Origin of the sequence: Streptomyces violens (assembly GCF_000717745.1) — a bacterium.
Lineage (GTDB): Bacteria > Actinomycetota > Actinomycetes > Streptomycetales > Streptomycetaceae > Streptomyces > Streptomyces violens.
Genome location: NZ_JOBH01000028.1, coordinates 1 through 14,045, shown reverse-complemented (window position 1 = coordinate 14,045; position 14,045 = coordinate 1). Strand labels below are relative to the sequence as shown.

The window sequence follows — 14,045 nt, the reverse complement described above, 5'->3', positions numbered from 1 at the left end:
CTTGATCGCGTGACGGCAGTTCATGGGGCGGGAAGGAAACTGGATGTCTGAAGCGGGACCTCACGGGCGCGACACGCTGGGACTGGCAACCCGTGTGAAGGCACTTGCGGTCGCCGACCCGGTCCTCGACCTGGAACGCCGTAAGTCCCTGCTCGCCTCGCGCGAGTGGACCGGCTACCAGATGGAGGAACTGGCGCTCACCGCCATCGACACCGTCACCCTGAAGATGGACTTCGACGACGGTGCACGCCACGAGGACATCGTGGCCGCCATGGCACGCGTCGCAGGGCTGCAGATGCCGCAGCGCGACCGCGACGAACACACTGCCGTGGCCCGCTGGGTCCTCGACAGCCTGCTGAACGTCGGCACCGTCGACCGAGACTTCAGCCATGACTACGGCATCGTCCTCCACGGCAGCTACACCACGCAGACCTTTCCCTTCAAGCTGCTGCGCGAAGTCCCCGGACCCGACGGGCGGCCACGACTGCGCGCCTCCAACGAAGCGATCTCTGTCCTCGTCGGAGCCGTCGACCTCGACATCGCCTCCGAACAGGTCGCCGCCGACGCCAAACTGGAGGCCCTGGTACGCCGAGGACGGCTGACCGACGCCCACCGTGCCGCGGAAATGGCGCTGCGCCGCACCGTGCAATACACCGAACACATCCGCTCCCGCCTGGAAGGCATGCGCCGGGACATCCGCTCGGTGGACTGGGTCCGTGACGTGCAGAGCATGCAGACCGAAGCACTCGAGCACATCGAGGACCGCATCAACGCCGAAAACACCATCAAGGACAACCTCGTCCGCATGATGGAGAACAGCACCGAAGACACCACCCCGGCCCAGGCCGCCGAGCTGATCGCAATCCTGGAGGAGTGCCTGCGCAGACACGCCTCACTCCAGGCCAACCTGCAGGAAGTCGGCGAACGGTTCCGTGCCGAACAAGAACGCCAGAGCTTCGTGCCGCCCCCCAGCCGAGCCCACGTCGCCCTCGAACGCCAACTCCTCGAACCGGCCCTGCAACTGCCGGTACGGCAGGCGTACCCGCTCCTTGACACGTTCGCCACCGCAGCGACCCCACCACACCGACCGGCGATCATCTACCTCCCCGACCTGATCACCGGCCTGATGACACCGCCGACCGAACCCGACGGCGATGACGGCCTGATCATCGAGCCCGAATTCGGCGAGGCACCAGACGACTCCGCCTTCTCCGACGAGCAGTACACGGCCGTCACAGCACTGCTTCAGCACACCGACACCGACGGCACCCGCCTGTCCGAACTCCTGGACGCAGCCCGCCGGCACGGCATTCCCACCGGGCAGGGCAACCTCGACCACCTGCTGGCCCTGCACGTACTCGGCCTGTTCGGCGCCCCGCACCACGACCCCGAGCACGGCACCGTCCTGGCAGCCCTCGCCGACGACCACGAACTGGACGACGCCCGGTTCGCCGGCCACGACCTGCTCGTCGTCCACGGCCCAGCCACCGCTATCCCGCCGACCGACAACAGCCTCCAGGAGGGCGCTGCATGAACAACCCCGACGACACCGCAGCCGTCAACCGGCTGCTCGCCTTCGGCTTCCAACCGGGGCTGACACCCCGCCGCAACGCCGAGTACGCCACGCTCGTAGACCGCTGCCGCACCGACCAAGACTTTGCGCGGCTGCTGCACGCCGCCGCACGCGGCTTCGACCTCACAGTGATCGCCGTCGACCCCCGGGCTGGACTGGTGCTCGGGGCGACCGCCGAAACCCAGTTCGCGGTCAGCGTCACCGACCACATCACCAGACCCGCCGACCGGCCGATCGCGGCACTGGCCCACCTGGCCATCGCCGCGCTCGCCTACTACCGCCCCGAAGACCTGGACGACCCCTCCCATGTCGGCCGCATCACGGTCCGCCACGTCGACGAGATGGTCGAGCGGGCCACCAAGGAACTGGAACGCCAAGCCGCCGAGGCCGACACCGACGACGGAGTCCCGGCCGACCACCCGGACCTGATGCAGCTATGGCGCTACTACCAGCGGCGCAATCCCGTCTCCTCCACCGGGGACGACCGCGCCCACTCCAAGAGCAGGCACGCCCTCATCAAGCGGGTCGCCGAATACCTCGCGGACAACGGGATGCTGCGCCGCGCCGGCAAGGAGAACGGCGGAACCTACACCACCACGGCCCGCTACCAGATCCAGGTACGGGAGCTGGCCGGGCAACAGATGCTCGGCCAGCTGGCCGAGCTCGGCATCACCGTGGGCCCCGACGGGTCCCCCGCTTTCAGTAGCCCCGAAATCACCACCGCCCTCACAACGCCGCCGCCCTCAGCCGAGCGAGGAGAGTGACCCGACATGTACGAGCTGAACCGCATCCGCCTGTACAACATCGGCCCGAGCGCGGCCCGCTACAACGATGTCCTGCTGGACCTGTCCGAGGGCGGCTCGCCGATCCCCGTCACCACCTTGATCCCCACAGCAGGCCAACTGCTCCAGCGTCCCGCACCGGCAACCCTGCTCGTGCTGGAGAACGGAGGCGGGAAGTCCGTGCTGATCCGGATGCTGCTGTCCACCGTGCTGCCCGAGCGGCAGTCCCGCAAAGGCCGCGAGGCGCTGCGCGCCTATGTGGTGTCCGCGGCAGCCCCCTCGCACGTGGCCCTGGAATGGGTCCATGTCCGCACCGGCGAAACGCTGGTGACCGGACAGGTGTTGACCCCGGCCGCAGACGGCACGGTGGAGCGGACGTTCTACTCGCTCAACCCCAACGCCGAAACGACCTTGGTCACGCTGCCGTTCGCCGAGGCCGGGCGCAGGCTGCGGATGAACGCCTACCAGGACGCGCTTCGGCGGCTGGACGCCGATGACAAGACGCTCCGCCTGGAGGTTGAAAAGCGGCAGGGGGAGTGGGAGAAGCACCTGCGGCGGCTCGGCCTGGAACCAGACCTGTTCGCGGTCCAGCAGGCCATGAACGTCGACGAGGGGGACGCGGCCGAAGCATTCAAGACCACCACCGGCCGGCAGTTCGTTCACTGGCTGCTGAGCAAGGCGATGGACGCCGAGAACTTCACCGAGCTGGGCGACGCCTTCGCTGCCTACGCCAAAAACATCGGCCGTCGCGAGCAACTCTTGCTGGACCGCGACTTCTCCACCGCCATGGCCACAGCCGCCGACTATCTGGCCCGCCGGCGCACCGAGCAGAAAACACAGGCGGCGGCCGCCCAACACGCCGCGACGACATTGGGACAGCTCGCAGTACAAGTGGGTGCCTGCGTCCAGCACGCGGACACGGAATTGGCCACGCTCCGCAAGGAATACGCAGCAGCGAAGTCGGACGCCGAGCAACAGCAGCAGGCCCGCAACGAGGCCGAACTGCTCCACAAGGAAGTGCGCCGCCAGACCCGGGTGCTGCGCCTCGACGCGGCCAGCTCCGAGTTGTCCCGGACGGAGGAACAGCTGACTGCCGAACGCGACGAGCTGGCTGCCTGGGCGGTCGTTCCCAAGGTCCTGAAAGCAGCCGCCGCACGCGAGAAGTACCGGGTCGCCAGCGAACTCCTGGACGATGCCGAACAGGCTGCTGGAACTGCCCGGCTCCACCGTGACCAGGCCGGCGCCCTGTTCGCCGGAGCCCTGCACAGCAGCAGGCAGCAGTGCGTGGAGCAGGCCGACCACATGGACGACGAGGTCTCGACCTGCAAGAACGAAGCAGCCACGGCACAAGGCGATGCGGCCGAGCGGCAGGGACAGGCCACCGCGTGCACCGTCCGAGCCGAACTGCTCGGCCAACACATCGAGCAGGTGGACGCGCGCCTCGAAGAAGCCCGTCAGACCGGCCTTTTGGCCCAAGACGAAACCGTCGCCGAAGCCGATGTCCGCCTGCAGGCCAAGGCCACCGAAAGCGAGAACGCAGCAACGCAGCAACGCGAGCACTACCAGCAGCTTGAGCAGGAGACCCGCCAGCTCGACGCGGCCGCGAACAAGCTGATCGAGCCCGAAGTCAAAGCCCGCCAAGCAGCGCAGACCGCGCAACAAGCGGTCGAAGACACCCACAAGGACGCAGCGGAACTCGTCGCCCGACCCCTGCTGCGTGAACTCGCCGAACTCGACGGTGACGAGGACGTACCCGGCAGCGACCCCGCACAGTGGCTGGAAGAGAACGCCCCCACACTGCGCAACCTGGCCGCCGCAGCACAAGCATCGGCCACACGTCACCTGGATGTGCTGCGGGCCGAAGAACAGGCAGACCAGCGACTCCTCGCCGCTCTCAGCGTCGAGGGCGAAGCACTGATGCCGCCGCGCCCACAGGTCGAAGACCTCCTCAAGCTGCTGGACGAGCACCAGATCACCGCCACCGCGGGCTGGAACGCACTGCAGCAGCTGGTCAACCCTCACCGGCATGCGGCAACGATCCAAGCCCACCCCGCAGTCGCCGACGGCATCGTAGTGCCCGACCACGAAACACTCGACAAGGCACGGACCCTCCTCGCACAGATGCCGCAGCTGCCGGACGCAGCCGTGCTCGTCTCCACCCCCGAACCACTGGAGACAGAACTTCCCCAGCCCAGCAGCGGATTCGTCGTCGAACCGACCCCCGCCCTCCATGACGTCCAAGCTGCCGCCGAGCTGCGAGAACAAGCCGAAACCCGCATCGAAGACCGCCGCCGCGCCCAGCACACATACACCGAACGACAAACAGCCGCCTTTCAACTAGAAGGCCGGCTCACCACCTGGCTGCGCGACCACCCGGCAGGACACATCGGGCAACTGCGCTCCGTCGCGACCGCCCGAGAGGCCGAGGCCACCAACGCCACGTCCGCACTCGACACCGCCCGCGAAACCTACCGGCACGCCGCCAGCACCCTGGCGGAACTAGCCCCCACCATCGCGGACGCCGAACAGATCGCTGGGGACACCGCCCGCGACGCCGAATCCATCCGTCACCTCGCCGACGACGCCGCCGAGGCCGACACAAACCGCACAAAGATCCGAACACTGAATGCCGAGGCCGAACAACACCGCACAGCAGCTGCGGAGCTGTGCGAGCAAGCTGACCGACTCCGCGACCGCGCCACGGAATACGCCGTGCAGGCAGAGTCGCTGCGCCGCGATGCCACAGCCTATGAAGCCCGGCTGGCCCAGGTCGTCCACGGAGACCAACCCCTCACCCCCGATCCCGGCGAGTACGACCTGGCCACGCTGGAGATCTCCTACCAGGAAGCTGCCGAGGGCTTCCGCGCCGTGGAAGTCGGCGAGGACCTACGCCGCCGAGTCGAGAGGGCACAGAAGGAAACCACGGACTGCGAAGCCGAACTGCGCGGCGCTTCGGCCCAGACAGTGGCCCGAGCCGAAGCATTGGCCGCCTCCGCACAGGCAGGCAGCACCGAAACCATCGAGGCCACCAAGCGGCGCCTCGGCCGCAACGTAAGAGACCTGGAGACCCAGTTCCGCAACCTGGACAAGCGCAGCGGCCAGCTGGAAGCGGAAGCAGCAGCTGCCAGCCAGCGCAACGGAAAACCGTGGACCAGCCTCAACGAGGACTGGGTGCCTCCAACCCCGGCCGAAGGCACGCTTCTCACCGAACGGGCAGCTTCCGCTCTGAGAGAAGCAGAAGCCCTGCTCACCACAGCGATGGAGACACAGCGGTCCACCGAGCGCAAAGTCCGCGCCAACGAAGCTGCCGCACGTGAGATGGGCGTCGTCAACCGTAGCCTTGCCACCGCGACCCGCAGACTGAAACTGCCCGCCTCCGCCAGCCCGTTCACCGGAACCGCCGACGCAGCACAGCAGGCTGCCGACGAAGCCATCCACGCCCACAGCACCGCAACCGACCTACTGCACGAAGCGAATCAGGGCGTCAACGAGGCCGTCCTGGAATTCCGCGAAACGGCCAACCAGGGCCGATTCACCAAGCTCAAGGCGCCGATCTACCAGCAGCTCACGGAGATCGACACCACGTCCCTGATCGAACGCGCCGACCGGTGGACAGCCGAGCTCGGCGGTCGGGCTGCCAGTTTGACCACCGACCTGGAAGACTCCGAACGCCACCGCAACCTGCTGATCGACCAGCTCAAACACCACACCGGCCAGGCGCTGGCCCTACTGGAAAAGGCCGAGCGGCTCTCGCGCCTGCCCGAAGGCGCGGGAGTATGGGCCAAACAGAGAATTCTGAAGATCGGCTTCAGCGCTCCCGAACCACAGGTCCTGGCCGTACGGATCGCCGAGAGCCTCGACGAGAACGCCCGCACCCAGCCCCACCTACCCGGCCGCGACCTGGTCCTGCGGTGCGTGAGAGCAGCGGTCCCACGCGACTTCAAGGTAGAGATCCTCAAGCCCGACGCCACAGGCCGCGCCGAGTACGCCTCCATCAGCGACATGAGCAAAGTGTTCTCCGGCGGCCAGGAACTCACCGGCGCGATCATGCTGTACTGCACACTCGCCGCACTACGCGGCAGCACCCGGACCGGAGCCCGCAGCGCCAGCCGCCTGGGAGGAATGCTGGTCCTCGACAACCCGATCGGCAAGGCGAACGCCAGCTACCTGCTGAGCCTGCAAATGAACATGGCCGCCGCCCTCGGCGTCCAACTGATCTACACCACAGGCAACATGGAAGACCGCGTACTGGCCACCTTCCCCCTGTGCATCCGCCTACGCAACGACACCGACCAACGCAGCGGGACACGCCACCTGCACGTGACCGACCACCTCGCCCGCGACACACCGGCCGACGACAACAGCGCCACCGGCCAACTCCTTGCCGCACGCCTGCTGGTGAAACCCCGCACCCCCAACACACCATTCAAGGACACCCGCACCACGCAGCAGGAAAACCACCACGACCAGATGGCCAGCGACCAATGAGCGACAACCAGACCAGCGCGGACACCGACCAGCACCCGCTGTCACCACCAGCAGCCTGCCTGGCCACCACCCTGACCTCAAGAACGGAACACCGCATCGAGCAGGCCACGATCCTCGAGGCCTTCACACATGCCTGCCCCGAGACAGCCGGCACCACCCAAGGCCGGCCCGCCCTGTCCGCCCTGCTCGACGAACTCGCAGACCACCATCTGATCGAACTCCCACGCACCCGCGACGGATGGGACCACGCCCAGCCACCCCTGCCACGCTGGCTCCGCCTGCCCACACCCCCCAAAGCCACAGAACCCAGGCCCGTCCGCGCAGCACCTCTCATGTGGCGCCGGGAGCTGGCCTGGGCGAATACCACCAAACTCACCACCGCCCAAATCGAAACCCTCAAGACGGTCAACCGCTGGCTCCGCGACACCGACGAGAACACCCAGCGGACCACCATCCCCATGCGCGAACGTTCCCTGGAAATCTTCGGCGACGAAAAGCGCCTCGACGCACTGATCACCACCACGCTCTTCGCCCCGGAACGCCTCACCCTGCCCACCCTGTTCGCCAAGAGGGTCCCACCACCCCTGGCCTACGAACGCACCGGTGACGGCGGAATCATCCTCGTGATCGAGAACAGCGACACCTACGCAACCATCAGCACACTCCTCGCCGAGAACCCGGGACACGTCGGCTACGTGGCATTCGGCGGAGGCCACGCCTTCGAAGCGTCCGTCACCCGCATCGCAAACCTCAAAGACGTCACAGACATCGCCTACTACGGCGACCTCGACGATGACGGACTCACCATCCCACAGCGAGCCAACGCATCAGGCACAGCAGCGGGACTCCCACCCATCCGCCCAGCCCTGGGCCTCTACCAGCTCCTATTCCAACAAGACATCCGAGGCCCGGCCCCGACACGAGCCGACCCCCTGGCCGCCGAACGACGTGCCGCATGGCTGCCCGAACCCCTGCGCCACCGAGCGACCAACATCCTCACCGCCGGGAACCGGCTGGCCCAAGAAGCTACCGGAACGACACTCCTGCAAAAGGACCACTCATGGCGCGACGACCTATGAAAGCCCCCCTCCCACCCGCGCACTCCCGACCGGCGCCAGACACGGACGCCTGGCGAGCCACAAACACCCCCGCCAGACACCCGTAACCGCGCCTACACTCCCCACGCTGCACACCCACCGCACTCGTCGATAGCGCCGCCACACCAAAGAGGACGCGACCACACCCATGGCCCCCGCCGAGCTCCAACTGCGCCCGCACCAGAAGGACGCCGTCGCGGCCGTCACCCGCGCCCTGCGCACCCGCCCGCGGGCCAGCGTCATCGCCGCCTGCGGCACCGGCAAGACGCTCATCGCCGCGCGCACCGCCGCCCGCGTCGCGCCCCGCGGCCGCGTCCTGGTCCTCCTGCCTACCCTGGACCTGCTCTCCCAGACCGTCCGCTCCTGGCGCCAGGCCGGCCGCAAAGGCTCCGCCATCGCGGTCTGTTCCGCCCGCCAGGTCCTCGACCACCACCCCCTCGGCGCCGACGTCCCTCTCACCACGAACCCCGACGAACTGGCCGCCCTCACCGCACAAGCTGGCCCCGGACCGCTCACCGTCTACGCCACCTACGCCTCCCTGCCCGCCGTCGTCGCCGCCCACCGCGACAACCAGATGCCCGCCTGGGACCTGACGGTCGTCGACGAGGCCCACCGCACCGCCGGACGCCTCGGCAAGGCCTGGGCCGCCGTCCACCACGACGATCAGCTCCCCGCTGCCCGCCGCCTCTACCTCACCGCCACGCCCCGCATCTGGGACGACACCACCGACACCAGCAGCAACGGGAACGGCGGGGGAGAGGGGGCCGCCTCCATGGACGACGAAACCCTCTTCGGACCCGTCGCCTACCGCCTCACCCTCTCCGACGCCATCGACCTCGGCCTGCTCGCCGACTACCAGATCCTCGTCCCCGTCATCACCGACACCGACCTGCGCGACTGGCTCGCCACCGCCCCCGGCGCCGGCATCGACGGACTACGCCTGGCCGGCCGCCAGGTCGCCGCCCTGCGCGCCATCCATGACCACCACCTGCGCCGCGTACTGACCTTCCACCACCGCGTCGCCGACGCCCGCGCCTTCGCCACCACCCTCACCACCACCGCCGCCACCCTCCCCACCAGCCTGCGCCCCACCCACCTGTGGGCCGACTGGATCAGCGGCACCCACCCACCTCAAGTACGCCGCCGCCTCCTCCTCGAATTCGCCTCCCACACCGCCGACACCCCGGCCGTCCTGTCCAACGCCCGCGTCCTGGGCGAAGGCATCGACGTCCCCGCCATCGACGCCGTCGTCTTCGCCGACCCCAAGAACAGCCCCGTCGACACCGTCCAGGCCGTCGGCCGCGCCCTGCGCCAACAACCCGGCGCCGGCAAGAAGGCCACCCTCGTCGTCCCCGTCTACCTCACCCCCGACGAAGACCCCGACGACCTCCTCGGCGCCGACGCCTACACCCCCCTGTGGCACACCATCCAGGCCCTGCGCGCCCACGACGACCGCCTCGAAGCCCGCCTCGCCGACCCCCGCACCCACCGCCCCACCGCACCCCCCGAGGACCCCGAAGCCTGGCTCCGCTTCGACCGCCCCACCCAGACAGAAGAAGTCGCCCTCGCCCTCTCCCTGCGAGTGCTCGCCCCCAAGAGCGCCGAATGGCGCCGCGGGCTGACCGCCGCCCGCCGCTACCACCGCACCCACCACCACCTCGACGTCCCCACCGATTACGAAGACCCCCACGGCTACCCCCTGGGACGCTGGCTCGCCTGGCAACGCCACCTCCACACCACCGGAACCCTCGACCCGGCCCGCACCCGCGCCCTCAACCGCCTGGACATCATCTGGAACCCCCGCCAGCAGGCCTTCGACCGCGGCCTCGCCCACGCCACCGCCTACGCCGCCGCCCACGGCCACCTAGCCGCACCGGTCGACACCATCCACGACGGCTTTCCCCTCGGCCGCTGGCTCGCCGACCAACGCGCCCGCACCCCCGGCCCCGACCGCGCCGCTGCCCTCACCGCCCTGGACCCGTGGTGGAACCCGCCCTGGCCGATCACCTGGCAACGCGCCTACCACGCCGCCCGACAGCATATGGACGACAACAGCGCCACCACGAACACGAGCTGGCTCGCCGCCCAGCAGATCCGCACCAATCGTCTCCACCCCTCCCAGCACCGCCTTCTCAAGGACCTGGGCCTCGACCTACCGGACTCCCGTCCCGCCGCCAACGCCGCATCACACCGGGAACACACCTTCCAACGCGGCCTGGCCGCCGCGCGGGCCTTCCGCGAGCGCGAAGGCCATCTCAAGGTGCCGCAGCGGCATGTCGAGGAGATCAACGGCGAGACGGTGCGCCTCGGGCAGTGGCTCAGCAACATCAAACGGCGCCGCTCCAATCTCAGCGAGCAGCGTCAAGCCGCCCTGGCCGAGCTGGGCCTGTGAAATCTGTGTCCCGCGCAGGAGACAGGCCGGCCCAGAGCAGCCCGAGCGCGCTTGTGCGTGAACCCAGGCGCCCGCCCGCGGAGGCATCCATTGCCGGGTGTCTAAGCTGAGACGCAAAGCAGAATCGTTTCGGTCCCGAGACCGCTGGAGAATGAGGGCACCGTGCTGTTCACCGTCCTGGAGTTCCGGGAGCATCCGACGCCGAACCAGGACGGCGCATTCCTGATCAAGGACAGCTGGGACGACTACAGCCATGTGACCACGTTCGAGCTGTACGTCCGCAGGGATGACGGGCGCCTGCTCCAGGTCGGGTTCGTGCGGATCGCGCACACCGACATGGAGACCGATCCGGACTTCCGCGCCACGGCCAGCCGGATGCCCTCACGGTTCGAGACGCTGCCGGAGGGCTACTTCAGCCTTGCCCACCAGGACACCTACTACGAGGTGCTCAACACGCTGCCGGAGTCCGCACGCCGTGACGTACTGACGGGCCTGCGGGACATTGCCTACCAGCCCGAACTGATCCCGGAAGTGGAGAACCTGAGGGTGTTCCGGCAGTCCCTGACGAGGGGCACCGGCCGGACCGAGCTGGAGAGGCTTTGCGAGATTGCCGGCGGACGCCAGCGCATCCTGCCCTACGAGTGGTCCTACACGGCACCCGCCACCGACCCGGACTCGGCGCCGCCCACATTGGAGTTCCGGGCGGAGCCCGGCTCCCGGCCGTCGACCAACCTGCACGCCCTGATCGGCCGCAACGGTGTCGGCAAGTCCAGTCTGCTGCGCGACCTGGCCCACCGCGTCGCTGCGGGGGAGATCGAAGTGAGTCGGTCAGCCGACACCGGTGACCTCACGAACTGCGTGGCTGTCTCCTTCAGCCCGTTCGACAAGCTCTACGCCCAGCAGCCGGCCAGCCCTACCGCCCTGCCTTTCACCTATATCGGGCTGCAGGTCCTGGACGACCCCTCACCGGATTCCGAGGACGCCCCCGCCGGGCAGGTTCGTCTGAAGACCGAGGACGAACTGGCCATGGAGTTCGTCCGCAGCTTCTTCGTCTGCCGCATCGGCGCGCGCGGGCAGCGATGGCAGCAAGCCATCGCAACGCTCAGCTACTCCGCCTCCGGCTTCCTCGACGAGCACCGCGACCGCATCGATTCCCTGATCCGCTCGGCCGACCAGGTACATGTGACCGAGACACTCCTCGATATCTTCTTCTCGCTGAGCTCCGGCCACCGGATCGCCTTGCTGATCGTGACTCGGCTGATCGAGACCGTCACCGAGAAGACCCTCGTCCTCATCGACGAACCCGAGATTCACCTCCATCCGCCCCTGCTCAGTGCCCTCATTCGCACGCTTACTGATCTACTCACCGATCGCAACGGCATGGCTGTCATGGCCACTCACTCGCCCGTGGTCCTGCAGGAGATCCCCGCTTCCTGCGTGTACAAGCTGCGCCGTTACGGCAACGTTCTGACCGCCGAGCGCCCCGAGCGCGAGACCTACGGCGAAAACGTCGGCGAGCTGACCCACGAGGCCTTCGGTCTGGAAGCGACCGCCACCGGCTACCACGCCACTCTCACCGAGCTCGTTGAACAGGACCTGTCCTACGAGGAGATCGTTGCCGAGTTCACTGGACTGGGCTCCGAAGCCCGGGCGGTGCTGCGCGCCATGACGGTCATGCGCAGCCGTGAACGGCAGGCCTGATGCACTGGCCCCGACGCCCCGAGACGACTGTCACGCAGGCCCTGGACGTCTGCTGCACTGGTATGCGCGACGACGCGGAAGAAACGCGCCTGCGCGACCGGCTGGTGGACATGCAGACCGCGGAGGCCAGCTATCAGCGCCGAGCCGAGGACGGAGACCTGCACGGGCTGCTGACCGAGCCGGGCCTGCGCAGACACACCAACGACAACCCGGATCCCGACAAGCAAGCTCTGTTGCGCATCTACGATCTGGGGATGGTCACCCGCAAGGAAGGCCGTGCCCTCTACGATCGCATCAAGGCGCGGGCGCTGTACGGTAATTGCCCGCTGTGTGGCATAGGCGAGGTCGACACGCTCGACCACTACCTGCCCAAGGCCCACTTCCCGCTGTGTTCCATCATGCCGATCAACCTCGTCCCGGCGTGCATGCACTGCAACCACGACAAGGGGCCGGCCGTTCCCGGCTCGCCCGACACCCAGCCGCTGCATCCCTACTTCGACCAGCTCGGCCAGGGACGCTGGCTCGTCGCCGAGATCCTGCCCACGACCCCCGTCGCAGTGCGCTTCAGCGTCCAGGCGCTCCCGGAGTGGTCCGACGAGTTGGCAGTCCGCGTGAAACACCACTTCATCGAGTACGACCTGGACAGGCGGTATGGGCTGAAGGCCGCTGTGCACCTTGCCGGCAGACGCCACCGGCACAGACAACTGCTCGACATGGGTGCGGAACTGTTGCGTGAGACGCTGCGCGAAGATGCCGAAAGCTGGATGCAGAGCAACCCCAACGCCTGGGAGACGGCCCTGCACTTCGCTCTGGCCGACAGCGACTGGTACCTCACCAAAGGACTGGACGAGGAACAGACGCTCCACCCCGATGTGTGATCGCAATCCCAGTCAGGTCGGGCCGAGCTGTCATGCTGCACAGCATCCTGCTCCACCCCCGTGCGCAACCGATGCTCAAGCACGTCGTCAATGATCCGTACAGCCTGCTCGTAGTGCGCCCGACTCCTGGCCCGCAGCACGCATCGCGTCCTCGGGATGGCACAGGAGGCCCCCCCGGGAATCTGCCGCAGATCGATCTCCACGCCATGCCGCGCATACGACTCCAAGAACAGTGGGAACCGGTGCTGTCCCTGTCAGATGCCGGATCCGATCCTCGTGCTCCTGCTTCAACCGACGCAGCCGCTCCACGGTAAAGACGTCCAAAGCCCCCTGAGCATCGATCTCACCGTGCTGATTGGCACAGAGCAGCATGAGGTTGTCGGCCTCGTCCCGCAGACCGGGATCCAGCGGATACCCACCCCGAGGCGACCGTGCACCGACACCCTGCCCGACGATGTGCGCCAACTCGCCCAGGTGCAACGTCCGCGCCGACATCGGGCCCTCAAGCAGATACGCATTGCACAGCACACACCGGCCCCCGCTCCGCACCCACGCCTCCAAGCGTGTCTGCGCTGAGAGTTACCTCCGCTGCCTGCCCGCCGTGCTGCCCCCGCTCACCTGTCCTGGCCTCCACCGCAAACTTTCCGATCTTTCCTCCCGACACTAGACAGTAACTGCCCATTCAACGAAGGGGCTTGACACCACCGAGGACATCAGAGGCTCTGCCGCGTGACAGCCGCGTGCAGGAAAACCTTCCCCCGCTTTGCACCAGGAGAGTTCCCCCGACAGGGGAGCGAACCCGAAACTTTGCGTAACACCACGGTTTTGACATCACCGGCGCCGATAGGCGCCGGCACCAGGAACCCGCTAGGGGGAGGGGAGAGGCCCAACTACCTGTCGTGCCGTCAGGCGCGACGACAGCACCCCTGACGGGCCGTCAGGCCCCCTCCTGCCGCCAGGCAGGAGGACACACCCCTTAGCCAGCGCAGGCCGCCAGGCCTGCCAATCCCCAAGGAAACCAGAGGAGTTGGCCCGCCAGGGCCAACACCCGAACTCGACATACTGTCGTGCCGTCAGGCACGACGACAGTACCCCTGACGGGCCGTCAGGCCCGTCCAACGGCCCGTCAGGGCC

7 protein-coding genes are annotated in these 14,045 nt (G+C 67.9%); all 7 read left to right on the top strand.

Annotated features, from left to right (window positions below):
• Positions 1-94 precede the first annotated feature (94 nt).
• The 7 genes from IF04_RS0134265 to IF04_RS36835 all read left to right on the top strand — a co-directional run bounded on the left by IF04_RS0134265 (position 95) and on the right by IF04_RS36835 (position 12,911).
• Positions 95-1,534 carry a hypothetical protein gene (locus tag IF04_RS0134265; RefSeq protein ID WP_245654600.1) on the top strand — a complete coding sequence of 480 codons (1,440 nt, stop codon included), beginning with the start codon at positions 95-97 and terminating at the stop codon, positions 1,532-1,534.
• Positions 1,531-2,337: a hypothetical protein gene (locus IF04_RS0134260; RefSeq protein ID WP_030267227.1), complete on the top strand. Its 807-nt coding sequence runs from the start codon at positions 1,531-1,533 to the stop codon at positions 2,335-2,337. Before IF04_RS0134265 ends, IF04_RS0134260 begins: the two co-directional genes overlap by 4 nt.
• A 6-nt stretch (positions 2,338-2,343) precedes the next feature.
• Entirely contained in the window at positions 2,344-6,843 is a 4,500-nt protein-coding gene (locus tag IF04_RS0134255) for a coiled-coil domain-containing protein (protein ID WP_030267225.1), read from the top strand.
• Positions 6,840-7,922, top strand: coding sequence for a Wadjet anti-phage system protein JetD domain-containing protein (locus IF04_RS0134250; RefSeq protein WP_245654599.1), 1,083 nt, complete (start codon positions 6,840-6,842; stop codon positions 7,920-7,922). The genes IF04_RS0134255 and IF04_RS0134250 overlap by 4 nt, the downstream gene beginning before the upstream one ends.
• 166 nt (positions 7,923-8,088) lie before the next feature.
• Positions 8,089-10,332 carry a DEAD/DEAH box helicase gene (locus IF04_RS0134245; RefSeq protein ID WP_030267219.1) on the top strand — a complete coding sequence of 748 codons (2,244 nt, stop codon included), beginning with the start codon at positions 8,089-8,091 and terminating at the stop codon, positions 10,330-10,332.
• A gap of 162 nt (positions 10,333-10,494) precedes the next feature.
• Positions 10,495-12,033: an AAA family ATPase gene (locus tag IF04_RS0134240; protein ID WP_030267216.1), complete on the top strand. Its 1,539-nt coding sequence runs from the start codon at positions 10,495-10,497 to the stop codon at positions 12,031-12,033.
• A gap of 62 nt (positions 12,034-12,095) precedes the next feature.
• Complete coding sequence (locus IF04_RS36835; protein ID WP_051831818.1) at positions 12,096-12,911, top strand: HNH endonuclease; 816 nt, start codon at positions 12,096-12,098, stop codon at positions 12,909-12,911.
• Positions 12,912-14,045: the final 1,134 nt, after the last annotated feature.

What these genes read in the sequence shown, in the direction of transcription:
- IF04_RS0134245 (WP_030267219.1), top strand. Translation starts at nt 8,089, where the DNA reads ATGGCCCCCGCCGAGCTCCAACTGCGCCCGCACCAGAAGGACGCCGTC.
- IF04_RS36835 (WP_051831818.1), top strand. Translation starts at nt 12,096, where the DNA reads ATGCGCGACGACGCGGAAGAAACGCGCCTGCGCGACCGGCTGGTGGAC.
- IF04_RS0134255 (WP_030267225.1), top strand. Translation starts at nt 2,344, where the DNA reads ATGTACGAGCTGAACCGCATCCGCCTGTACAACATCGGCCCGAGCGCG.
- IF04_RS0134250 (WP_245654599.1), top strand. Translation starts at nt 6,840, where the DNA reads ATGAGCGACAACCAGACCAGCGCGGACACCGACCAGCACCCGCTGTCA.
- IF04_RS0134260 (WP_030267227.1), top strand. Translation starts at nt 1,531, where the DNA reads ATGAACAACCCCGACGACACCGCAGCCGTCAACCGGCTGCTCGCCTTC.